Below are 21,045 nucleotides of genomic sequence, written 5' to 3' on the forward strand. Positions count from 1 at the left end.
GGGGGCAATTTTACATGCCTACCCCTGACAGCTAGCGCCATACCTTAAAAAAATATCTTCATTTGTAAACAAGGTTCATTTTTTCAATTTCTTCCGCTATTTCAGTTCGTAATTTTTCAGGAGCTTCAACAACCACATCTGCACCATATTGCAAAATTCGCATTTTTACTTCATGAAATGCGGCCACAGGAAACGTCATTCGTAAGGAACCATCAGTCAGTTCCTCAACACGCTGTTGAGGGTGCCAGCATTCTCCCTTAATCCATCTGGTACGGAATGGGTTGAAGCGCAAGATCACATCTACAAGTTCCTTCCCTTGGAATAGACCAAATCCACCGGCAAGTTGAGACTCCCATTCTTCTCTAGGTTTAAAGGAAAATATATCGTTCTTTAATTTTACTTTGTCTATGCGAGATACGGTAAAGGTGCGCCATTCATTACGCAGGTGGCACAAGGCTATCATTATCCAGTTGCCCATATAGTGCTGGAGGTGATGTGGTTCGGCTGTACGGTTAGTCACAACACCATCCCGTGGTGTTGTATAAGAGAATTCAATTACACGTTGTTCAAGCAGCCCCTGGAATATTGTTTGGAAAACTGTTGCTGTGGTTGGTGTATAGCCTATCCAAGTGGCGGAGAAAATCTCATCCAAACGATCAGGACTCATGCAGATTTGACTATCGACGGATATTAATTTTTGGAAAAAAGATAAAATTTGTTCGCTGATTAAGCCACCAGCACTCGGAGATAATAGTTGGCGCGCGAGAAGTAAAGACAGAAGTTCCTCTTGGGTTATTTGAAAACGAGGCAATTCGTAAGAGTTGTCTGTGTAGCTGTATCCACGTTTTTTTGACCAGTAAATTAATGGCGCTTTCATTCGATCGCGCATGAAGTCAAGTGTGCGGCTTGCTGTTCGCCGATCTATTTCAAAGTGTTCAGACAAATGTCTCAGGTTTGGGTATGCGTTTTTACGTATCTGCGAATCAAACCAGTAAAACCGTTCAAATGCTAGAAAATCGCCCATTATATAGGACCCCTTTCGTAATCATATCTCCATGCAAATTCCAAGGGGGGGGGGACTGTATTGCCTTCTAAACTTCACCTAGACAAACAAAACCGCCCGTCCAGCTAGGCTGTTTAAGGTGGTTCACTTTGGAAATTCAGTGTAGAACAGCACCCCTCCAAGACAAAACACTTCTTCTTATAAATCTCTTAAGTAAGATCAAGCATTTATGACACCCCTGTCAAGAATCTTAATAAGGTGCTCACTAAAATTCGGACAATATAGAAAGATGCCCCTGCGGTGTATAAGTTGCTTTCCGGCATATTGCAGACAGGCGCTACAGTGGAACAATTGCACATACAGACAAACCTACAGTTAGGTCTAGGCTGGTGCTAGCGGACAAAGAAATGGGCATGCCTTAACTTTTCAGCATGTTGTTATTGTTTGTTTTTCTATCCCGTTTTCATTGCTGAAAGCGACTTCTGCCTTCTCACCCGTTTTGCTTTCTCGTCAATACATTCTACTATTTAAAGAAACAAGGCCTGTATCTACTCGCGACTCCTTTTTCCCTAAAATATTTGGAGATTGCCCTCATGATCCGAACAGCTTTGATCTTATCGGTTTTCTGCGGACTCCTTCTGCCGTCCATGAGCCTGGCCGCTGTCAAGGAATACCATCTGACCATTGCTTTTGAAAAAGTCGCCATTCAGGGTAAACAAGCCCAAGGCATGACCATTAACGGTAAGATACCCGGACCGGTCCTTCGCTTCAACAAAGGTGACCTGGCCCGAATCCATGTTACCAACAAAATGGATGTGCCCACTTCTATTCATTGGCATGGCATTCTGGTCCCCCCGGGCATGGATGGCGTACCATTTGTCACCCAGCCACCCATTGCCCCCGGCACTACCTTCACTTACGAATTTCCCGTCCGCCAGACTGGAACCTATTGGTATCACTCCCACTCAAACCTACAGGAACAAAGCGGTCTCTATGGTGCCATTGTCATTGCCGATGAAGAAGACAAACAGCATGCGGATCAAGACCATGTCGTTCTGCTTTCCGATTGGACTACAGATGATCCACATGAGGTATTACGCACCCTGAAACGTGGCAGTGAATGGTATGCCCTGGAAAAGGGCTCGGGCCAAAGCATTCTCGGCGCTGCCAATGCCGGCAAGCTGGGCGACTATTTTTATCGGGAACTGCAACGCATGCCGCCCATGGACATAGCCGATGTGGCCTATGACTATTTCCTTGCCAATGGACAACCCGAAATTACTTTGGCCGCAAAGCCAGAGGAAACTGTTCGCCTGCGCCTTATTGACGGCTCCGCCACTACCTATTTTCACCTGGAATATGCCGGGGGCCCCATGACCATCATCGGTGCCGATGGCCAACTTGTGGAACCTGATAACCAAAGCCGGTTTCTTGTCGGTGTAGCGGAAACCTATGATGTGCTGATCACTGTGCCAGACGTCGGAGCATATGAATTACGGGCAACCGCACATGACGGATCAGGCCATGCCTCTGTCTGGATTGGTTCCGGTAAACGGCACCCTGCATCTGACATTCCCAAACCCAACCTTTACCAAGGCATGCATCGGGGTAGCCTGGCGGACCTATTTTCCCTGACCCCGGCCGGCACCATGGGCATGTCTGATTCATTGGTGGAAAAAGGCCGCTTCGATCGCCCCGGCATGATGGGCATGCATGATGGCATGATGGACATGCACGATATGGATGAGGGTGCCTCAGATCCCACCCCAGACCCCATGAACCACATGATGGAAAAATCCAATGGCGCCGAACACAAACCGACCACCCATATGAACCACTCCCCTCCCCCTGAATCAAAAGAATCGGCTATTGAAGGCATGCATAGCCAGCATCTTTCGTCCATGTCGATAGCGACTGGACAAGAATATAAGACCTCTGATTCAACCTCCGTATTTTCCGGTCGGCAGTACGGAAGTCGATTTGGATTTCTGGAGGCGGACATTTCCTCAAGAAAGCAACTGGCACAGGAAGGCAGTATGCAACGCCCAGGCACCCCCTACCCCAGCCTGCGCTCCATTCGTTCCACAACCCTGCCTAAAAACAGACCCGTTCGCGAAATCCGGCTGACCTTGGATGGCGACATGGAGCGATATGTCTGGTTTTTGAACAACAAGCCCTTGTCTGAAACCGACCACATCTTGATCAAGGAAGGGGAAGTCGTCCGTTTTATCATGATCAACCGAACCATGATGCACCACCCCATGCATCTGCACGGACATTTCTTCCGGGTTGTCAACGGCCAGGAAGATCATGCTCCCCTCAAACACACTGTTGACGTGGCTCCCATGTCCACCACGGTGATTGAATTTTATGGCAATGAGGTTGGCGATTGGTTCTTCCATTGCCACCTGCTTTATCATATGAAGAGCGGCATGGCTCGCCTTGTCCATTACCAGGATTTCCAGCCGAATGAGGATGTCCAGGCGGTCCGACCCCAACTTTATGGTGACTCGTGGTACGCCTGGGCGCAGGCCGACTTTTTGAGCAACATGACCGAAGGGGTTTTCTCCATGAGTAATACCCGGACCATGTTCGATGCTGCCTGGGAAGTCGGCTGGCACGAAGTGGAAAAGACAGACTGGGAAGGTCTTTTCACCTTGGGATGGTACCAGAACCGATTCACTTCCTTTTTGGCTGGCATCGACGTTTTGGGTGAAGGTTCAGATGCGGAAGATTTGCGGGGTATTCTGGGATTGAAATATCTTCTGCCTCTGAACTTGGACTTCACCGCCTGGGTTGACACGGAGGCTGGAGCTCGGCTCATGCTGGAAAAGGATCTGGAGCTAACGCCCAGGTTGGCCCTCCATGGTGAGGTGGAATATGACACCCATGATAAATGGGAAGGTGCTGTTGGTCTGCATTACATGCTGAGAAGGGATCTTTCTCTGATTGGCAAGTGGCATTCCGAGTTCGGTTATGGCGGCGGGATTTCTCTACGTTTCTAACTGCTATCTGGAAAACCCAACCCACAGATGCCATTGGCGAACGGCCATCTAACCACCTCATAAAGCTGCTCGGAACAGGGATTGCTCCAGCCGTAGATCCTGCATGTGCTTAAAGCCAAGCATCGCGTTCTTTTATGGGAATGATAGAAAATGCCCAAAGATCCGATCTGCCAAATGGAAGTATCAGAAGAAACGGCCATAAGCGTTCAATGCGACGGCCAGCGCTTTTACTTTTGTTCAGAGGGGTGTCGCAGGAAGTTTCTAGAGGATCGCTCTTGCAAGAGGCCCACAGGGCCATTCGATCTGATCATCATCGGTGGAGGGCCGGCTGGACTGACGGCGGCAACCTTCGCCGCCACTCTAAAGATGAAGGCTTTTTTGATCGCCAGGGATCTGGGTGGTCAGGCGGTCGATAGCACCAAGATTGAAAACTACATGGGGTTTGACTTCATCACCGGCCCAGAGCTGGTCTCCCGTTTTCAGAATCAGTTGCTTCATTCCCATTTTGTTGACCACCTGATGGATGAGGTGACCCGAATCATTCCCGAGAAAGATGCGTTCCACGTCGTCACTCGCGGAGAGGATACCTTTTTGACTAACGCTGTCCTGGTTACTACCGGCATGACTCGAAAGAAGCTTTATATCCCCGGAGAGGAGGAGTTTCAACGGCGTGGTGTATTCTACGGGAATATCCCCGACTTCTCCTTCGTTGAGGGCGAGGAGGTGGCCGTTATCGGAGGCGGTAACAGCGCCCTGCAGATCGTGGAAAACCTTCGAACCCTCGCCCGCCGAATCCACCTCGTTTCCACATCCAAACTGAAGGCCGATCCGGCCATTATCGAACGGGTAAAGGTATTCCCTAACCTGACAGTATACGAAGGGTACAGGACGTTGCAATTTGCTGGGGAGAATTCTCTGACCACGGTTGAGATAGAGAAAATGTCTGGGGGAAAACGCCTCTGCCTTTCCGTCCAGGGGGTATTTGTTGCAATTGGCCATGAACCCAACTCGGCCTTGGTGGCGGACCTTGTGGCCCTGAATGAAAAAGAAGAAATTGTTATAAGGCCGGATTGTGCCACCTCACGTCCTGGCATTTTCGCAGCAGGCGATGTCACCGATGCATTCGGCAAGCGGATTATTATCGCTTCTGGCGAGGGTGCTAAAGCCGCTCTTGCGGCGAAGGCGTATCTTTTGAAAAAAGCAGGCGCGGAAGCCATAAGGTAAAGCATGCTTCTACAGGAGAAAGTAAGAAGAATGCTTAACTCTAGAAGACAAAGAATGGTGGCCCTGTTTTTCTTGCTTGGTCTGTTTGTTTTATCCCCAGAGCTTCACGCCGCTGAAGCTGGCCAGGCCCTTGACCTAGGTCTGTCTGCAGAGAAATTTCAGGACGGAAAGATCCCCGCGGGCTGGACTCTGCGCAAAAGGTTATTTGGGCCCACCAAGAAAGCCCAGGCCCGCTGGACCGTCAACGATGGGCAGCCTGCCGTCATGCTCCACTCCAAGGGCGCATTGACTTTTCTTGAAAAGCAGGTGGACATTGACTTACGTGAGTACCCCATCGTTTCCTGGAGGTGGAAGGTCAACAACATCCTTGAGGGGATTGATGAAAAAACCTCCGCCGGCGACGACCACCCTATCCGAATTTTCTTTGTCTTCGAGCCAGATGCTTCCAAACAAACCTTCTGGTTCCGGTTGAAGAGGTTCCTCTATCTGGACAGCTTCCATGGTCACGCCATGGGCGGACGCATAACAGAGTACCTCTGGAGCAGCCATTTGCCGGCGGGAGAGATTTTGCCCGACCCCGGAAAACCTTGGCAGAAGCTGATGGTGGTCGAGGGAGGTCAGGAGAAACTGGGGCGGTGGCTCTCCTATCGCCGTAACCTTCGAGAGGATTTCAAGAGGCTCTACGGCGAGGAACCTCGCCAACTGATCTTCATCGGCATTCTGAACGACACCGATGCCAGCGACTTGGAAGCCGTCAGCTATATAGCGGATCTTTTCTTTCATCGGAGCACTGGACCCGAGTGACCGGGTAACAAGAAAGGATCGAGCAAAGGGGAAATGGCCCAGCATTACCGGAAAAGGCCACATTTCCTGGAGGCCTGGAGTGTTTTGAGTTTTGGTGGCGATTTCCAGTTCCCAACTTCTCAGCATAAGTTGGCCCCCTCATAGATCACCAGCTTCCCCTGCCCTTTGTGCCTGTTGAAGTTGGAGCGAGGCTAGAGGATTGGAAGTCGCTATTATCCAAAGAGGATTATGCTAAAAGCATAGTATCTTTCTTTAACTTGTAACCTACTGGAACCAAAGGAGAAAAATGTATACATAAATGTGGTATACAAAAATGTATATTATTCCCCGCTAATCCTTGGGAAAGTTTCCGCCTTCAACCTTGAAATTTAATCTGGAATTCTTGTAGAAACTGCTACAACCTTAATGGTCATCAACAAGATGCAGAATGGCCCATCCTCGCTGGATGGGCCATTCTTATATTGCATCTGCCATCAGGCATTAAAAGCCGCCCAAAAATTTGGCGGGATTTCCCAATATGTAAGGCATGCCGAATGCCTTGATTCTATCAATTCAAAGGGTAGAATTTTAGTCAGTGTTTTTTAACTTGAAGAGAGGGATCATTTCAGGGGGAGGAACTTTGCTTTATTACATACTAAAAATTTTTGTCACTGTGATGTTAATAGTCCTAGTGTCAGAGTTGTCAAAGCGAAGTACTTTTATCGGTGCAATTTTAGCCTCGGCACCTTTGATTTCAGTTGTTGCGATGATTTGGCTTTATATCGAAACAAAAGATACCTCCAAAATCAATGAGCTGTCTAATGGAATATTCTGGCTAATATTGCCTTCGTTGGCACTGTTTGTTAGCTTGCCATTATTGCTCAGATATGGACTTAACTTTTACATAAGTATGGGCATTAGCATATGCATAACCATCCTGTGTTATTGGGCAATAGTGTGCCTGCTAGATCATTATGGAATCAAACTATGATGCACCGTGTCTTCATAAGTTCAAGACGAAAGAATGGCCCAAAAGGTGTTCTGCAAATCATCTCTTTTGACAAACTAAAGCTCTTGATCGCCGGATCTGGGGCTTTTCTCTCATTACAGGGGGGGGATGTGCTTCTCAAAGAAACTGACGTCTGGGATATTATACGTTGATCGAGTGGATTTAGCGTATAAACCTAGCTGTTCCCCATGCTCTATTGCTTTTGACTTACGATATCACGCCAGCGATTTCCAACCTCAAGCTTTCAATCCCAATTTCTCCGCATAAGTTGGGATCCCCCAATAGATCACCCGCCTCCCCTGCCCTTTGTGGCCATGAAAACCGCCTGATAAGTCCCTAGATAATCCAGGACTGGATTTAGAATATAATGTAAGACTCTCCAGCCACCTGAAACATAGTTGGGGTGTTCGGTATTTTGGAAATGGTGACAAATAAGACGCGGCCCCTGGAGACAATCCCCAGAGGCCGCGTCAGCAGGGCCTGTTAAAAAATACAGGTTATTTATCACTAACTGCTTCAGATATATTTTTCAAGTGATAATTATGCCGTTCAACAAGAAGTCACTTTTTCCCTCAGAAGTCGTGAGTTCTAAGAATGGCATATCCAGAACGGCCGGGCCATCCTGTATCTAGATGATAGCGAAAAGAAAACCAAGAAAGTTACGTAACCCGTCACCCCGTCAGGAGCGGATCTGTCAGGTAATAACTATCTCTGTACATTTTGTGTTCCATAAGTCGAGGCGGGTGACATTAACTCACATTTTTTGAGATACGAAAACGCTCAGAAGCCCTGAACCTAACTGAGGCTTTTGGGGGCCACTTTTTTTGAACATCGGCGAAAGGAAAATGCGACAGCAATTTCAAAGCCACGCCTGCCGACAATAGCAATTGCCCATCTAGTTTATTCGATACAGCAACGTTTGTACTTCTTCCCACTGCCACATGGGCAAGGGACATTTCGACCAATTTTCCCTGCTTTCGCAAGACGCCTAACTTTAAGGGTCTCTGCAATGCCAGTTAATCGTTCCATGTCGGAGCTAGAAACGTCTGTCATACTGATATCAGACCAGCTAACATCATCAAGAATCCCTTCGTCGGTATAACTTAATTCAAGCATCAATCTTTCTTTGTCACCTGTGACAAGCATAGCCGCTCTTGCATGATCAAGGGCCAACTCTTCATTGCGTGGAACAAATGAGTTTTGCCAACAGAAAATCGTTAACTTAATATCACCGTAAGTTGATAAAGGCTGAGGTTTCCTTTGAACCTTTTGGATGCCCAAAACTTTCTCAATCCCCTCAGTGATGTTATCACGCCAACTACCGCCGCAATCGAGAAGATAACTAGCAATTGCTGCCCGACCTGACTTTTCCTGTATCGAGAGAACATTGATGATTTCTACAAGACGAGCAGGCATCTCCTGCCTTAATGGAGACGGTGTGCCTGGTTCAAGCAACTTTTCAGTAAAGTACTTATCTATGTCTGAACGATAGCCCAAAAAATTGAGTTGGGCCTTAGAACCTGAAAGCATTTCTTTTGCATACTGAGTATAGACGTTATGTTTGACGTATAATCCAACATGATCCAATTCATCATCCGTTTGAATAATATCAGACGCAAATGCTCTCATACGCTGCTCAACAAAATGCAGAAAGACTAAAGGGTCACAAAAAACATCCGAATAAACCCTCAAGTCATCAATGGAAATAGCCCAGACAGGAAAATCGCCAACATCTACACCTAGTGCCTTTAGATGTTGAACCTGCGAAGCCAGCTCGGTGAAAGTATCGAGTGTAATGGGGCAGATGGTGATTTGTCTGAAATCAGACTTGGAAACCTCACCTACCTTATTATGGTCTTTGTCAAACAAATCTACCGAAGCGGAACTATTCAAATACTCAACAAATCTTTTCCCTTGAATCGCTGGCTTTAAAACCAAATTCTTAATGGATTCTAGGTATGCAGGGAAATCATTTGCTGGAGATGTGTACGTAAAAGCACCTGCTTTAACCTCAATAACAAATAAATGATCATCATAAATCAGTAATCCGTCGGTTTCACACCACTGATTTTTACCGCCACCACCAGAATTCCACCTATAATACACCGATTGATATACTTGTGAATTAGGGAGCAATTTCCCTAAATATTTAAAAGGAAGTTGCTCGGAAACTTCCATTTGCCTCTTGTTCCATTCCGCTCGATAATCTTCCTTAAAGCGAATAATAATCCTCTGCAATACACGGTAGATATTGTCCAAAAAGCTATAGAGCTCAAAACAATAATACCTATCGTTTAATTTTACGAACGGTCGTTTAAAGATTGGCCAGATCCTTAATGGCCACCCCCTGAACTCACCATCTGAGAAAAATTCAGTGTCTTGACCCTGTGCCCACGACAACTCTTCTAATAGTAATTTGGGGATTTTTGCCACCTTTTCAACGTCAAACAGGTCAAACCCTAAAAACCTTCCAAATACATCTACCTGCCACGCCTCCCATCCATTCTCCAGAATAACTTCTGCCATTAACTCGCGGATATCACCAACCTGTTGTTCTTCTATCCCATCAAGTTTTAATTTAAGGGCATCCGTGGTTACCCGTTGAAACTCTTTTAACTCCAGCCCTGCTTCTATCATTCCTCTTGTTAAAGCGTGCTGAATTTTCAGTATTTCTTCAATAAGTTGACTAGAGGTAATCCCAAACAATTCCGTCAATGTATCTGAGTGCGGAGAAATTAGGTCGGAAAGATGCTCTTCCTCATGATAAAGATAGCGGTGACCTCTAATATTGCACCAATATACCTGTGCTTTGAAGCAATACGTCTCAAACGTCATATCCAACTCAGGGTCTTCGCTTCTCCTTACTGCTGTTCTGCAAATCTGATATTCATGATTTAATTGATCAAATAATTTTTCAACCATGTTACGCAGGACTTGCCAATCGTCATCTGTAACCTCATCTTTAAGGACGTCACTTGGCTTAATGGCAACGATTACACTTTGCAGGTAGTCCACCATTCGAAGGGAGACAGCATCGTCATAATTTATTTCAACTTCAGACGCGATGCCCATATGGCGAACTGCCATTTCTCCCCATGCCCGTTGCAATACCTTCTCAGGAGGCAGCACCTCAACTAGGCTAGTTATCTTTGATATGACATTATCAATACTTTTAACTACTTCTGGGAACTGCTCAATAAGTTTCTGCTGCATCTTATCAAACTCCCCCGCTGGCCAATCGGCCTGACAGACAATGTTTTTACCAAAACGAGCAACCTGTATTGGACCTGCCGAAAAGTAGTCATCAGGCTGAATTGATTTGTCTTTTTTTGCCACTGTGGCCCCCTCCGTAACTTAATTGGAAAAAGGTTAAAACCAAACGGGTCAACCCTGACTCACGACATACAACAAAAAGACGCCCCGATCCAGGGGGCAAAAACACCTTAGGCAACCTGCCATAATTTCCTCATCTTTTTCGTCCCGCCCTAAGCACTAGAAACGATAGGCAGATAAACTACCATATCATCGGACAATTGTAGGCAGTGCTCAACTTTCACCAGTAAATCGTTGTGATTAGTGTTTAAGTTTGATATTCACGGTGTCGGATTTTGTAAGTTTCTTCGTCGATGGGCTATTGTCTAAAATGTCTATTGGCCAAAGCTGCATGATTGAGTAAAAAGAAGATGGAAGGATGTCAAAATCACGCCTCATTGCACACGACAGTTTCAAGTATCAAAACTATGGAGTTCTGGCGGTTGCCAAGGTCTAGAACCAGTAGCCTCCACCTGGGGTCACAAATATTGCCTCAAAATTAGTGCAAAAGTCCCAGGGAGTTCTTAACGAGTGTCGGGCATTGGTCATAATTGGTAGGCGTCTTAAATTTTGTCTTACGGGATTTCGGCAATCACCCTAAAGTCTATTTCCAGCCTTTTTGCCAATCCTGAAATGCGAGAAACCCCGCCTGGCGATCCGGACGGGGTTTCAGTGTTTCAGAACTAGTTATAAATAAGCCGTTATGGGGGATTTATCTGGGCCATCAAAACTTCCTTTTACGCGAAACAAAAATGCCATCCCTCTCAATGCGCTCATTGTAGTCATCGATTGCGATTGTTCTCCTCAAGCCACTTTTTATCTTCTTCGATCATTTCAAGCAGATCGTCTATCGGCTCAGAACGCCCGGCCTTGACGTCTTCCATCGCCTGAATGGTCTTGAGATCAGCATTTTTTTCGCAGTCTGTTTTTACCATCGCTGCCTCCTTCGGGTGCGGACTTTCCATGGCAAATTCTACCATCCCTAGCGCTTGCGGCGCCACACATAATCTCTCGCCTCCTTGGGGGAAACCCTTGTCGAAAAATTATAATTTTGCATTGTAGCGTTGCTATGTTTTTGCGGTGCGCTGCGGCCTTAAAGTTCCGCAACCAACTGAATAAAAGACTAAATGCCCCCCACACAGCCGAGTGAACGCTAGGGCAAAAAACAGCTTCAAGCCAGCATGCCTTCCCTATATCTCCTCATTTATAAGAAAAGCCCCCGGTCCGGAGATCGAGGGCTTTTGGTGTCTTATGGATGGTGACTTGTGAGACATCTCTTGGTGGGGTGGTTCTTTTTGGATAACCAGCCGAGATTCCGCTAAATGTATAGAGAGAATATTTTCAGATCAGCAGCAGTCGGTACCGCAACAGCACGAACCAGCTTTGTTCTTTTTGCCAAACGCTACATCAATCCTCTCGCGCTTCATAATAGCCTGAAGTTGCTCATTGCTCGGATACTTCCCTTTAGCGACCATCTCTCTATCAATAAACACCAGTGGCAGGCACTCCGGACCTTCGTTTTTCAGTAAATCTGCCACGACTGAATTAGCGACAAAGGCTTGTGGAGCGGATGAGAGCCCGAAACGATCCACCTTCACTTTCGCAGCCTGTTTTTCAATCTGACGCAATACCTCTTGCATCCTCACGAGTTCGGGATCAACGCTTGGTCCGCAGACTCCGGTAGAACAGCACATGGCGGGGTCGTAGATTTCTATTTTCATTAATTCACTCCTTTGTGGTTTGCCGTTTATGTGTACATCCGCAGAATCATTATCGGTCCTTTGTCGGCTCGTCCTGCCAGGGAATGAGGAAGGTTGGCAGTCCCTCGCAAATCACCTCGTCAATATACCGAAATTCTCTTGCACGGCGTTGATCAAGAATCGGATCAGTGACCTGGAGTGGTGCCAGGCTCTGGTTGATGATCCAGCCCGCCGGCTCGATCTCGGCTCGGCGCAGGTCCGCCTGAAGCGCAAGCGCCTCATGTACCGGTGTCCTCTCCGGCAGCGTTACCAGAAAAACCTTGGTGTATGCAGGATCTTTCAAGCGTGGCAGAAGCTGCCGCACCGCCTCGGGTATGTCACTAAGGGAACGTGACACCTCCCGGTGATACGACTCTGAGGCATCCAAAAGCAGCAGCGTGTGGCCGGTGGGGGCGGTGTCAACCACCACGAAGCGATCGGTCCCCTGATCAACGATTTTTGCAAATGCCCGGAAAACAGCGATTTCCGCCGTACAGGGTGAACGCAGATCTTCCTCCATCAGTGCCAGTGCATCACCGTCCAGATCGGCCCCGGCCGTAGCAAGAACTTCATTTCGATAAGCTTCGGTTTCAGCTTCAGGGTCAACACAGCTTATCTGCATTCCCTCTGGCGTTTCTCCCAGGGTCAGAGCGACGTGTGCCGCCGGATCGGTGGTCGTCAGATGCACATTTTTGCCACGCGCGGCCAAGGCTTTGGCAATGTTAACCGCCTGGGTGGTTTTTCCAACACCCCCTTTGCCCATGGTCATAATCACCCCACCGGACATAGATTCCAGTGTGTTGAGAAGAGTACCCAGAGAAGCTGGCAGAGGGGTAGCTTTTGCGCCGCTTCTGGTGGAGGGCACGCTGCTATCCTGTGAAAAGAACCCTCGCAACGCCGGGACGCCGACCAATTCGGTCCCACGCAATGGCAGCTCGGTTTGTGGCAGCAGGGTCAGGGCCTGAGGTATTTCCGCAAGCGCCTTCATGCTTCTATCCCGCAGGGTAACAGCGACGGCATCGCTGGCATCCGTCAACTGCAGTACGCCGTTAATCACCAGGTGCTGATTTGTAACCCCGAGTTTCTGCAGTTCGGCCGATGCACGAGCCGCTTCCGCTAATGGGACAACGTCCGGTCGGCTGACCACAACCACCAGGGTTTGTGTTGCATCCCCGAGGGAACGACGGGTGTTCTCATAGAGCTGGTGCTGAGTCTTCAAGCCGGCCAGCGGTCCAAGACAGGAGGTGCCCCCCACATTTGTATCGATGAAGTCGTCCCATGCGGCTGGCAGTGAAAGAAGGCGCAAGGTGTGGCCAGTGGGGGCCGTGTCGAAAACGATATGATCGAAACGATCCGCGGTTTCCGGATCCCCCATCAGGGTGGCGAACTCGTTAAAAGCGGCGATTTCCACCGTGCAGGCGCCGGAGAGCTGTTCTTCCATGCTACGCAGGGCGGCTTCCGGCAGTACGCCGCGATAGGGGCCGACCATCTTTTCCCTATAGGCAGCAGCAGCCTCCACCGGGTCGACGTTCGACGCAAAGAGGCCAGCGACGCCCGGCACCGGGATCGGTTCAGCAGACAGAGGCAAGTCCAGCACCTCATCAAGATTGGAAGCCGGATCGGTACTGACCAACAGCACCCGCTTGCCGCTATCGGCCAAGGCAATGGCGGTTGCTGCCGAGATTGTCGTTTTACCTACACCGCCCTTGCCGGTGAAGAAAAAGTTCTTGGGGGAATTTGCAAAAAGGCCTTGTGGCATATCGTTAGTTCCTTTGTTCAAGAAGAGAGAGCTGTTGTGGTAGCTGAGAAGAAATATTCCTCATGCTGTCTCCCTATATCTGCCTTGGCAGATATGTTAGGTAAATTTTTTTAGGAGCAGTTTTTGTCTCTGCTAGGTTCCAATAGGCGTTGACGATTGTTGGCTACCTCGGCAGATTCCTTTAGGCTATTTCTCAGGAAAGGCTCTATCTCCTGCATGAGGTGATTGCTGCGGTTGATGGAGTAGTAGTTCCAGAGTCCTTCGCGGCGATCGATGACGATTGCAAATTTTTTCAGATAGGCAAGATGTCGGGATACTTTTGATTGCGGAAGATGGAGCGCCGCGATTATGTCACAGACACAGAGCTCCCCTTCAGCGTAAAGGAGCATAAGAATCCCCAGACGGGTTTCGTCAGCGAGGGCTCTAAAAAGTTGGACATGATTTTTCATATCAAAGACTATATCTGCATGGACAGATATAGTCAAGAAGTAAGATCATGAAAGCCTAAGGCTTTGGAAAGGGAATGACTAGGTGGACCTGCTCCCCGGACCCGTAGCCATCGGGACTCTCAATGGGATGCCTTGCCCAGTGCCCTAAAGAAGCACGAGCCGACCATTCTCGAAGGTATCAGCAGCGCTTGGTAACGGTCACGTCCGGCGGCTCGGATTGGCCGTATGATAAATTTCACAAATCCTCAATTTCAAGACGGCAGCCGCCATACAAAAACGGCCCGCCAGGAATCCTGGCAAAGCCGTCTTGTTTTATGTCTCAGAATGATTTCAGGCTGACCACGGGCTACTTTTTTGCGTTTCTCAATAGCCCTAACAAATAGGAAAGCCAAACTTATTACACTCCCCCACCCTACAGCATCCCCATGTCAAACAAATTGTCTTAAATTCTGGTACTGGGTCACCTCAGGATTTATAAGACATAAAATTACGAATCCCAACTTTGCTCCGAAAGATGGGGTTCAACAACCAATCTGGGTGTATTTCAGCGTTTACACCAGTGAACAACCAAAACTCTAAATCAAGAAATGAAAAAAACCGATAAATGGTAGCCTGTGGTATCATCTTTAAAAAGTCTTATCGACATTGTCAGGGATGGTAAGATTGACCATGGGGATCCGCCCCAGAAGGAGGTGTAGATGGCAGACTCGAATCATGAGAGACCGGCTGACCGCATGACGCTGCAGTCGCTGCGAGAGGTCGCAGAGGGGCTTTCTGAGCCAATCGACGATCTGCTCCTGATGATCGACAAAGACAAAAACGAATCTGTTGGCCGAGGCTGGCATGAGATTCATTCTGGCCAAGGTGAGGTCGTGGCCGAGGATGATGACTTTTTCGAGTCTGTCACCAATGAAATCCGAAAGCGGCCAGGCCATGGATCGGGCGGTGATTAGCCCTGCCGCTTGCCCAGCCGCTCCATGTAGTCGCGGACAGCGGCCAGCAGTTTGTCGTTCGGTGCCGGCGGGTTCTCGATCGCGTCAAAAAACCTTTCAGCGTCTTCTGCGCTTAGTCGAATAGTAGACTCCAGCGAGGCCACGGTGCCATTTTTGGGCTTGGAAAGTTTCATGACCCACCTCCGGAGGGTTTGTTAATCATCAAAACCGTCTTTTGCGGGAACCGAAAACACCATCTTTCTTGATATGCTCATTGTAGTCGTCGATCGCGCCTTTGTTTTCCTCAAGCCAGCGCTCTTCAAGCTTCTCACTCTCTTCATCAAGCTCACGATTGATTCTTTCGAGCGAATACTCAGCGAAGCCACTTTCCTCACCCTTTATAAGCGTCTTGCGCAAGGCCTCTTTTTTGGCAACATCCTGAAGGATGATCGATGCGAGCTTTGTCATCCCTTCATCCCTGACATGCAGCACCTCACCTTTCGTAACTTCTGACCTCTCAAGGTCTTCAGCAATGTATCGATAGACACGCAAAGAGTTTTGGCTATCTCCATCCGGTGACTTAGCATTGTAGCCGGAAACACGTAGGATCTCTCTGTAATTAATTTTGATGCTGATGGAAAAAGGCATAACGTCACTCCTGACAGGGCCAATTATAGTAATTACTATTATAGTGATTACTATAATAAAGCTCGGTAATACCTAAGTCGTCACTCCACCAATTCGACCCCACTGAAGAATTATGTTTTTTCGATACCAGAGCAATCATGCTCCTCGACAGCAGCGCCCTCCGCCTTGACAGTGACACAACAATTGCAGTTATCGAAATTTCTGCAGCGAAAAAACAGCTCGACCACCTCAGGAATTACGTCAAAATCAAACGCAGGAACTACCACGGTCATCGTTGCGCCGCATCGAGGGCAGAGGAAATTTCCGGGGCGATAGTCACTCCGCTGTTGCTCTGGCCTGCGAGGCCACTTCGCTATCCCCGTTTTTCTCATTGAGCCCCCTTTCCAACTTCACTCAACCAACTCGTCTCCGACGACATACAAACGCCCCACGTCGGCAGACAGGATCTGCTCCTTATGGTCGATCCAGGTTTTTTCAGCCAGAGCCTTGGCCTCCTTGTGGTTCTTAACAACACAATCAAATTCGAGACTTACAAGAAAAATATATTCATCTTCGGGTATTTCCGGGTCGTCGGCGTCATCTAGATAAAAAAGCAACCAGGTGCGCTCATCACCGCCCTTCCAATAACAGTAGATGGTCGCATTATCCAAAGCAAAAGTAGCACAAAGATAATCTGGCAGATGTTTTATCGGAGTAGTTTTGGCCATGGTTTCTCCGTAGGCTTCCCCTCTCTGAGGGGTTATCTGTTTAGATTAAAAATTGTCGCGTTTCAATTGTAGAGCCCCTCTGATAAGGCCTATGGATGATAAGGCTTCCTGCTGGATAATGCGTTGTAACCGTTCCTCGAAAAAGAGTCATGAGGTTATCTCCTTCTGATAGCTGAGGCCTCTTTCTGCCCGCGACCTCAAAAATTCCTGGTAGCACAAAACCTTCCCCGGCGGTCGGGATCGGCTCGGGACTGTCTGGAAAAAGACTTCCGATTTGTGCCCACAAGTCCAGCATAGCCGACCCGCAAGTATCTTGCAAGTGCCGGTTTTTGTAGCGGAATTAACACTTTTGTTAGTTTTTATAGGTGGGTAATTTCCACACTATCTTGCGAGGGTTTCTAAGGGTGTTTCCCGCAATCTTGCTGAGTCGCAACGATAAAAGTTCAAATTTTTTTTAAAAATAGGAGCTATAGATAGTAGGCATGTAGAAAACAGAGGGGCGGTCATGTCGTGGGGTGTGTAGTAGAAATATTTTTTGTAGAGGGGCGATGGTTCAATCCATCTTGCTGCTCAATTAAGTTTTCAACGGGCAGTGAGACTTTTGATGTTCTTGAAATTCAAACCGAATTGGGGCTCCTCTTTGATTTTCAGGTTTCTTCGTGAGCAAGTTAATAATTAGGAGACAAATCGTAAGATTCCCCATCATTCCCACTGTTCGGTTCAACTGTATGCCAAGTAAAGAGTTTTACTTTCATTTTTCGACAGATATTTTGCTGGTTTGAGAAATAAAATCCCCTTTTTCTCGAAAGGTTATAGATTTTACCGAGTGAGGAGTTTTGCTTTCCCGAGCACCTAGTCGCTGTTTAAAAAAGTAAAGAGGTAATTCCCTCGCAAAATCAAGAGAACAGTACGTTCGTCTAAAACCGAGCAAGGTCCTTTTACACAGTCGTTGTGAATAAAAGACCTGCGCAAGACCCCTGTATTCTAACGCCCTTAAGGTCCCAATTCCTTAACCGACCTGTAACGAGCACAGGTTGTGATTGAAGAACAAGAAATCATTTAATTAAGCGCGGAATCCGCTGAAAAGTATTTTCACGAAATCGAGAATTCAGCGCCGCCGAACAATATATTGTTGGCCGCTTTCCGGGGCCACAGGGAACGCCTGTAAAGCTACCATTCATCAAATGTAAGTGACTAAAAAACCCGGTTGTAAGATTCAGTAATTCAGACTTGACTAGGTGTCTAATTTGAAAATCAGAGCTGGGGTGAATAGCTTTCGGCTTTCTATCCCTAACTCGAAGACGGCTTTAACTTATCTAATTCCCTGTGCAGTCGTGCATTTTCCAACTGCTTCTGCGAAACCTCCGTTTGCAACTCTGCAACTTGCTCGCGCAACCTGCTTTCCTCGGTCCTCTTGTACATATCTTCTTTACCATGCGTATATGACGTGTGACTGGCTGCGGCAGAATGGCCTAGCTTTGGCATCAAATCTAAGACAACTGATTTTGGATCATCAGAAAAGCCCCGTTTTTGCCTGGTCTGGAGAATTTCAGTGGCGGTCTCCTTTCCAAACTTTCTTCTAATACTGTGCCCCCCAGAGCCTTTTCTTAGCCCGATCGCCTTAAATCCGTCTGCAATAATCCGCGAAATACGTTTATTTCCCAAGGGTTTGCCAGTAGTAAAGCTAATAAAAAGATGTCCTTGCGCTTTTTCCTCTCCGACGCCAAGCCGTTCCAGGATTGGTTTGCGAACATCCTTAATAAAGCTTGCGACCCTTATAGCCAACTTAATTTTCACATCATAAGCATTCTGATAGCCAAATTTCTGTTCAGGAGGCGTAACCTCAATCTCGCGCAAACCTTGTGCTAGCGCCGAGTCAATGACTTCTTTCGAAAAGTGTTCCACCAAGAGGCTACGCACGCTTCCGCCTCGCCAGCCTACATGCTCAATAATATCTACAATCAGGATGTTCCTCTCGGCCGACAGCGGGGCACAAAATTCCCTGAAATATCTTCGCAGCCGATTCAACTCATCGTCGGTTGCAAAATGTTGTCGTTTGTGTATCGACCTCGCTCCGGTTCTTCTAAAACAAAGCGGATAAATCGTCTTCTTAACTTCACCTTTCTTGTTAAATGCCTCAGGATCTTTCATATAATCAGGCAATTTGCTTCGAATAGGTGCTGTAGGCCACCCTATCCAACCTTCCATCAAGGCTTGGATTTCTTGTGCCCACCAATAAAATTGATAAATGACCCTTAGTTTTCTGTTAACGGTTTCCTGTGCAGTCTTTTCGGTTCGACTGCTATTTTTAGTCTTTACATTCGCCAGTTCCCAATCTTTATACTCCTCTAGGTCGCAGTCCTCTATCTCTTTCCAGAACTTCGATTTCACACGCAGGTATTCGCAAAAAGACTTTAGGGAATAAGCCACCATTTGGATATCTGAGAGATATGCCTGTTCGTTATCTTCAGTATTATTATGGCTCGCTAAATGCTGTTTTGCCATATAAAGCGCATACTGCGAGAACTCCTCCATGAGCTTAATTTTCTCATCGAAAAAAAGTGGCACATCACGATTTGGCACATAAGGCGCCCACACTATTTTGATCGGATATATCCGCCTTAGATCAAGCGCCTTAATTCCTTTTTCCCCCATTAAATCATCCCCTATTCGGCGATACCAAGAACCTTTAGTTGAAGTGTCCTATTACCCCTAAACACATTTTCAGAAAGCATATAGACAAAAGTGTTGTCGTCCCCGACCTTCACGGGCATCTCCATGCTGTCCTCATCTACAGCGAAAAACCAAATGGCCTTATACATTTTGCCATCCATTCTAAGTTTCAATTGAAGATGGGAACCATCTCCGACCCTCTTCACATCAAGCACCGTAAATTGCCCTCTAAAGGACGGATACGGGAAGTCCTTACCCCAAGGTTCTAACGTCATTAACTTATCTACTGTTTCCAATATCAGATTACTAGCATCTAGATCACCGTCTACCCACAGGATTGGCCTGAGGAACCTGTCGCCGACCTGAAGGCTGATCGCTTCCTCATACGCGACGCTAAACTGCTCAATATCGTCTATTGAAAGAGTAGCACCTGCCGCACCCGCGTGTCCTCCAAACCCTACCAACAACCCTTTATGATTATCTGCCACATGCTGCAATGCTTCTCTGACATGGATTCCGTCAATGCCCCTAAATGATCCACTGGCCAGGGCGCGACCATCTTTTCCAGTTACTCCATTTTGGTCTCCGTTACGTGCCCCTGCCCCTTTTGGCGAAAAGATAGCTGCAGGTTTTCCATAAGCTTCAACGACCTTGCTCGCAGTAATCCCATGAACTCCGCTGTGTCCATCGTCAACGTACACAACGATTGAATTACCTTCAATCTCTCTTGCCGCTGCAAATGCTTTTCGCCGAACTCCCCTTTCTATATCTTTCCTTAAAGAATTTTCTTCCTTAAGAAGGTTCCACTGTTTACGCGCTGACTTGATATCCTTTGCAACTAAAAAATGAAAGCCAGCATCTGCCCAATCAAGTCTTCCCGCTGCAGCAACCGTTGGAGCCAAGTTGAATGCAATATGTTCTGAGCACACGTCGGTCCCGATTTCTTGCCGAAACACCTTCCAACACGCTCTCTTTTCACTGTTGATCAGTGCAAGCCCACGCTTTACCATTGCACGATTGATGTAACTCTTGTCTGGTCTCAATGCGACACAATCCGATATCGTCGCCACGGCTACGTAATCGATAATATCCACCAGGCTTGGAATCGTAGGTCGATAATTTTTCTCAAGAAGCCTCGTTCGAACTTTAGCCATTGTAAGAAAGGCCACTCCCGCCCCACAAACAAAAGGGTCATACTTTGAGTCGAATCTTGCGGGATTAACTACCGCGAAAGCAGAGGCTGGCGGCCCTTCTACCGGAACCGCATGATGGTCTGTAACGACAACATCTTTCCCCGCTTCTGCTATCTTTTTAATCCTCTCCTGGTCACTACTTCCCTTATCTGCCGAAATAACTAACGTGGCATCGGTTTCCAATATCCGTTCAACCACAGGCTCCGTAATTCCATATCCCTCAGTGAGCCGATGGCTAGTGACTACAGAGAGATTATTAGGATCTACTCCGAAGTGATCTACAAGCGCCGACCACAAAACAGATGCCGCTGAGATACCATCGAGGTCGTGGTCAACCGCAAGAATGCAACGCTCTCCCTCTTCGATTGCTTCGACAATTCGATCAACGGCTTTATCCATGTCTGGGATACAGATTGGGTCATCGATATTCGCAACAGATGGCTGGAACAAGGCTTCTACACTAACGCTCTTTTCAACTCGTTTTGCAACCAGGTCCGCCAGCCAAGGCTCGACTCCTTCTCTAACCAAATCCTCAAAAACATGATCTAACCGCTGACGCTCACGCACCTCTGGAACTGGTCGTACCACTTTGCCTCCCGTTCTTTATTA

General features: G+C 47.5%; 16 protein-coding genes. 5 read left to right on the forward strand and 11 right to left on the reverse strand.

Annotated elements, in window-relative coordinates:
* Window positions 1-58: 58 nt before the first annotated feature.
* Window positions 59-1,024: a helix-turn-helix transcriptional regulator gene (locus tag A7E78_RS04765; RefSeq protein ID WP_072283159.1), complete on the reverse strand. Its 966-nt coding sequence runs from the start codon at window positions 1,022-1,024 to the stop codon at window positions 59-61.
* Window positions 1,025-1,596: 572 nt separating this feature from the next.
* Between A7E78_RS04765 and A7E78_RS04770 the strand changes: the two genes are divergently transcribed.
* The 4 genes from A7E78_RS04770 to A7E78_RS15735 all read left to right on the forward strand — a co-directional run bounded on the left by A7E78_RS04770 (window position 1,597) and on the right by A7E78_RS15735 (window position 7,006).
* Window positions 1,597-4,008 (forward strand): multicopper oxidase domain-containing protein, encoded by a 2,412-nt coding sequence (locus A7E78_RS04770; RefSeq protein WP_072283160.1) that lies wholly within the window; start codon window positions 1,597-1,599, stop codon window positions 4,006-4,008.
* Between the two features lie 150 nt (window positions 4,009-4,158).
* The gene (locus A7E78_RS04780) at window positions 4,159-5,232 is read left to right on the forward strand and encodes an FAD-dependent oxidoreductase (protein WP_083552701.1); all 1,074 of its coding nucleotides are present in this window, start codon (window positions 4,159-4,161) and stop codon (window positions 5,230-5,232) included.
* Window positions 5,233-5,262: 30 nt separating this feature from the next.
* Window positions 5,263-6,036 (forward strand): DUF3047 domain-containing protein, encoded by a 774-nt coding sequence (locus tag A7E78_RS04785; RefSeq protein ID WP_072283161.1) that lies wholly within the window; start codon window positions 5,263-5,265, stop codon window positions 6,034-6,036.
* A gap of 574 nt (window positions 6,037-6,610) precedes the next feature.
* The gene (locus A7E78_RS15735) at window positions 6,611-7,006 is read left to right on the forward strand and encodes a DUF3147 family protein (RefSeq protein WP_418361392.1); all 396 of its coding nucleotides are present in this window, start codon (window positions 6,611-6,613) and stop codon (window positions 7,004-7,006) included.
* A 918-nt stretch (window positions 7,007-7,924) separates the two neighbouring features.
* Here A7E78_RS15735 and A7E78_RS04795 read toward each other — a convergent pair.
* From A7E78_RS04795 to A7E78_RS04810, 5 genes are all read right to left on the reverse strand, one after another.
* Complete coding sequence (locus A7E78_RS04795) at window positions 7,925-10,360, reverse strand: SEC-C metal-binding domain-containing protein (protein WP_072283163.1); 2,436 nt, start codon at window positions 10,358-10,360, stop codon at window positions 7,925-7,927.
* Window positions 10,361-11,118: 758 nt separating this feature from the next.
* A complete protein-coding gene (locus A7E78_RS15025; protein WP_158516073.1) occupies window positions 11,119-11,271 on the reverse strand; it encodes a hypothetical protein in 153 nt (50 codons plus the stop codon).
* 411 nt (window positions 11,272-11,682) lie between these two features.
* Window positions 11,683-12,057: an arsenite efflux transporter metallochaperone ArsD gene (gene arsD / locus A7E78_RS04800; RefSeq protein WP_072283164.1), complete on the reverse strand. Its 375-nt coding sequence runs from the start codon at window positions 12,055-12,057 to the stop codon at window positions 11,683-11,685.
* Window positions 12,058-12,106: 49 nt separating this feature from the next.
* The gene (gene arsA, locus A7E78_RS04805) at window positions 12,107-13,834 is read right to left on the reverse strand and encodes an arsenical pump-driving ATPase (protein ID WP_072283165.1); all 1,728 of its coding nucleotides are present in this window, start codon (window positions 13,832-13,834) and stop codon (window positions 12,107-12,109) included.
* Between the two features lie 110 nt (window positions 13,835-13,944).
* Window positions 13,945-14,283 (reverse strand): metalloregulator ArsR/SmtB family transcription factor, encoded by a 339-nt coding sequence (locus tag A7E78_RS04810; protein ID WP_072283166.1) that lies wholly within the window; start codon window positions 14,281-14,283, stop codon window positions 13,945-13,947.
* A gap of 698 nt (window positions 14,284-14,981) precedes the next feature.
* On the opposite strand from A7E78_RS04810, the gene A7E78_RS04815 reads away from it, so the two are divergent.
* Window positions 14,982-15,236 carry a hypothetical protein gene (locus A7E78_RS04815; RefSeq protein ID WP_072283167.1) on the forward strand — a complete coding sequence of 85 codons (255 nt, stop codon included), beginning with the start codon at window positions 14,982-14,984 and terminating at the stop codon, window positions 15,234-15,236.
* Here A7E78_RS04815 and A7E78_RS04820 read toward each other — a convergent pair.
* The 5 genes from A7E78_RS04820 to A7E78_RS04845 all read right to left on the reverse strand — a co-directional run bounded on the left by A7E78_RS04820 (window position 15,233) and on the right by A7E78_RS04845 (window position 21,024).
* Entirely contained in the window at window positions 15,233-15,409 is a 177-nt protein-coding gene (locus A7E78_RS04820) for a type II toxin -antitoxin system TacA 1-like antitoxin (RefSeq protein WP_083552706.1), read from the reverse strand. The genes A7E78_RS04815 and A7E78_RS04820 overlap by 4 nt on opposite strands.
* Window positions 15,410-15,437: 28 nt before the next feature.
* On the reverse strand, window positions 15,438-15,863 hold the full coding sequence (locus A7E78_RS04825) for a type II toxin-antitoxin system CcdA family antitoxin (protein ID WP_072283168.1): 426 nt from the start codon (window positions 15,861-15,863) through the stop codon (window positions 15,438-15,440).
* A gap of 389 nt (window positions 15,864-16,252) precedes the next feature.
* Complete coding sequence (locus A7E78_RS04835; RefSeq protein ID WP_072283170.1) at window positions 16,253-16,570, reverse strand: hypothetical protein; 318 nt, start codon at window positions 16,568-16,570, stop codon at window positions 16,253-16,255.
* Between the two features lie 1,290 nt (window positions 16,571-17,860).
* The gene (locus tag A7E78_RS04840; protein ID WP_072283171.1) at window positions 17,861-19,225 is read right to left on the reverse strand and encodes a hypothetical protein; all 1,365 of its coding nucleotides are present in this window, start codon (window positions 19,223-19,225) and stop codon (window positions 17,861-17,863) included.
* Between the two features lie 11 nt (window positions 19,226-19,236).
* Window positions 19,237-21,024, reverse strand: coding sequence for a single-stranded-DNA-specific exonuclease RecJ (locus A7E78_RS04845; RefSeq protein WP_072283172.1), 1,788 nt, complete (start codon window positions 21,022-21,024; stop codon window positions 19,237-19,239).
* Window positions 21,025-21,045 lie beyond the last annotated feature (21 nt).

This window comes from Syntrophotalea acetylenivorans (assembly GCF_001887775.1).
Lineage (GTDB): Bacteria > Desulfobacterota > Desulfuromonadia > Desulfuromonadales > Syntrophotaleaceae > Syntrophotalea_A > Syntrophotalea_A acetylenivorans.

Coding starts and splice junctions, on each gene's coding strand:
- A7E78_RS04765 (WP_072283159.1), bottom strand. CDS start 1,024: ATGGGCGATTTTCTAGCATTTGAACGGTTTTACTGGTTTGATTCGCAG.
- A7E78_RS04770 (WP_072283160.1), top strand. CDS start 1,597: ATGATCCGAACAGCTTTGATCTTATCGGTTTTCTGCGGACTCCTTCTG.
- A7E78_RS04780 (WP_083552701.1), top strand. CDS start 4,159: ATGCCCAAAGATCCGATCTGCCAAATGGAAGTATCAGAAGAAACGGCC.
- A7E78_RS04785 (WP_072283161.1), top strand. CDS start 5,263: ATGCTTAACTCTAGAAGACAAAGAATGGTGGCCCTGTTTTTCTTGCTT.
- A7E78_RS15025 (WP_158516073.1), bottom strand. CDS start 11,271: ATGGTAAAAACAGACTGCGAAAAAAATGCTGATCTCAAGACCATTCAG.
- arsD (WP_072283164.1), bottom strand. CDS start 12,057: ATGAAAATAGAAATCTACGACCCCGCCATGTGCTGTTCTACCGGAGTC.
- arsA (WP_072283165.1), bottom strand. CDS start 13,834: ATGCCACAAGGCCTTTTTGCAAATTCCCCCAAGAACTTTTTCTTCACC.
- A7E78_RS04810 (WP_072283166.1), bottom strand. CDS start 14,283: ATGAAAAATCATGTCCAACTTTTTAGAGCCCTCGCTGACGAAACCCGT.
- A7E78_RS04815 (WP_072283167.1), top strand. CDS start 14,982: ATGGCAGACTCGAATCATGAGAGACCGGCTGACCGCATGACGCTGCAG.
- A7E78_RS04820 (WP_083552706.1), bottom strand. CDS start 15,409: ATGAAACTTTCCAAGCCCAAAAATGGCACCGTGGCCTCGCTGGAGTCT.
- A7E78_RS04825 (WP_072283168.1), bottom strand. CDS start 15,863: ATGCCTTTTTCCATCAGCATCAAAATTAATTACAGAGAGATCCTACGT.
- A7E78_RS04835 (WP_072283170.1), bottom strand. CDS start 16,570: ATGGCCAAAACTACTCCGATAAAACATCTGCCAGATTATCTTTGTGCT.
- A7E78_RS04840 (WP_072283171.1), bottom strand. CDS start 19,225: ATGGGGGAAAAAGGAATTAAGGCGCTTGATCTAAGGCGGATATATCCG.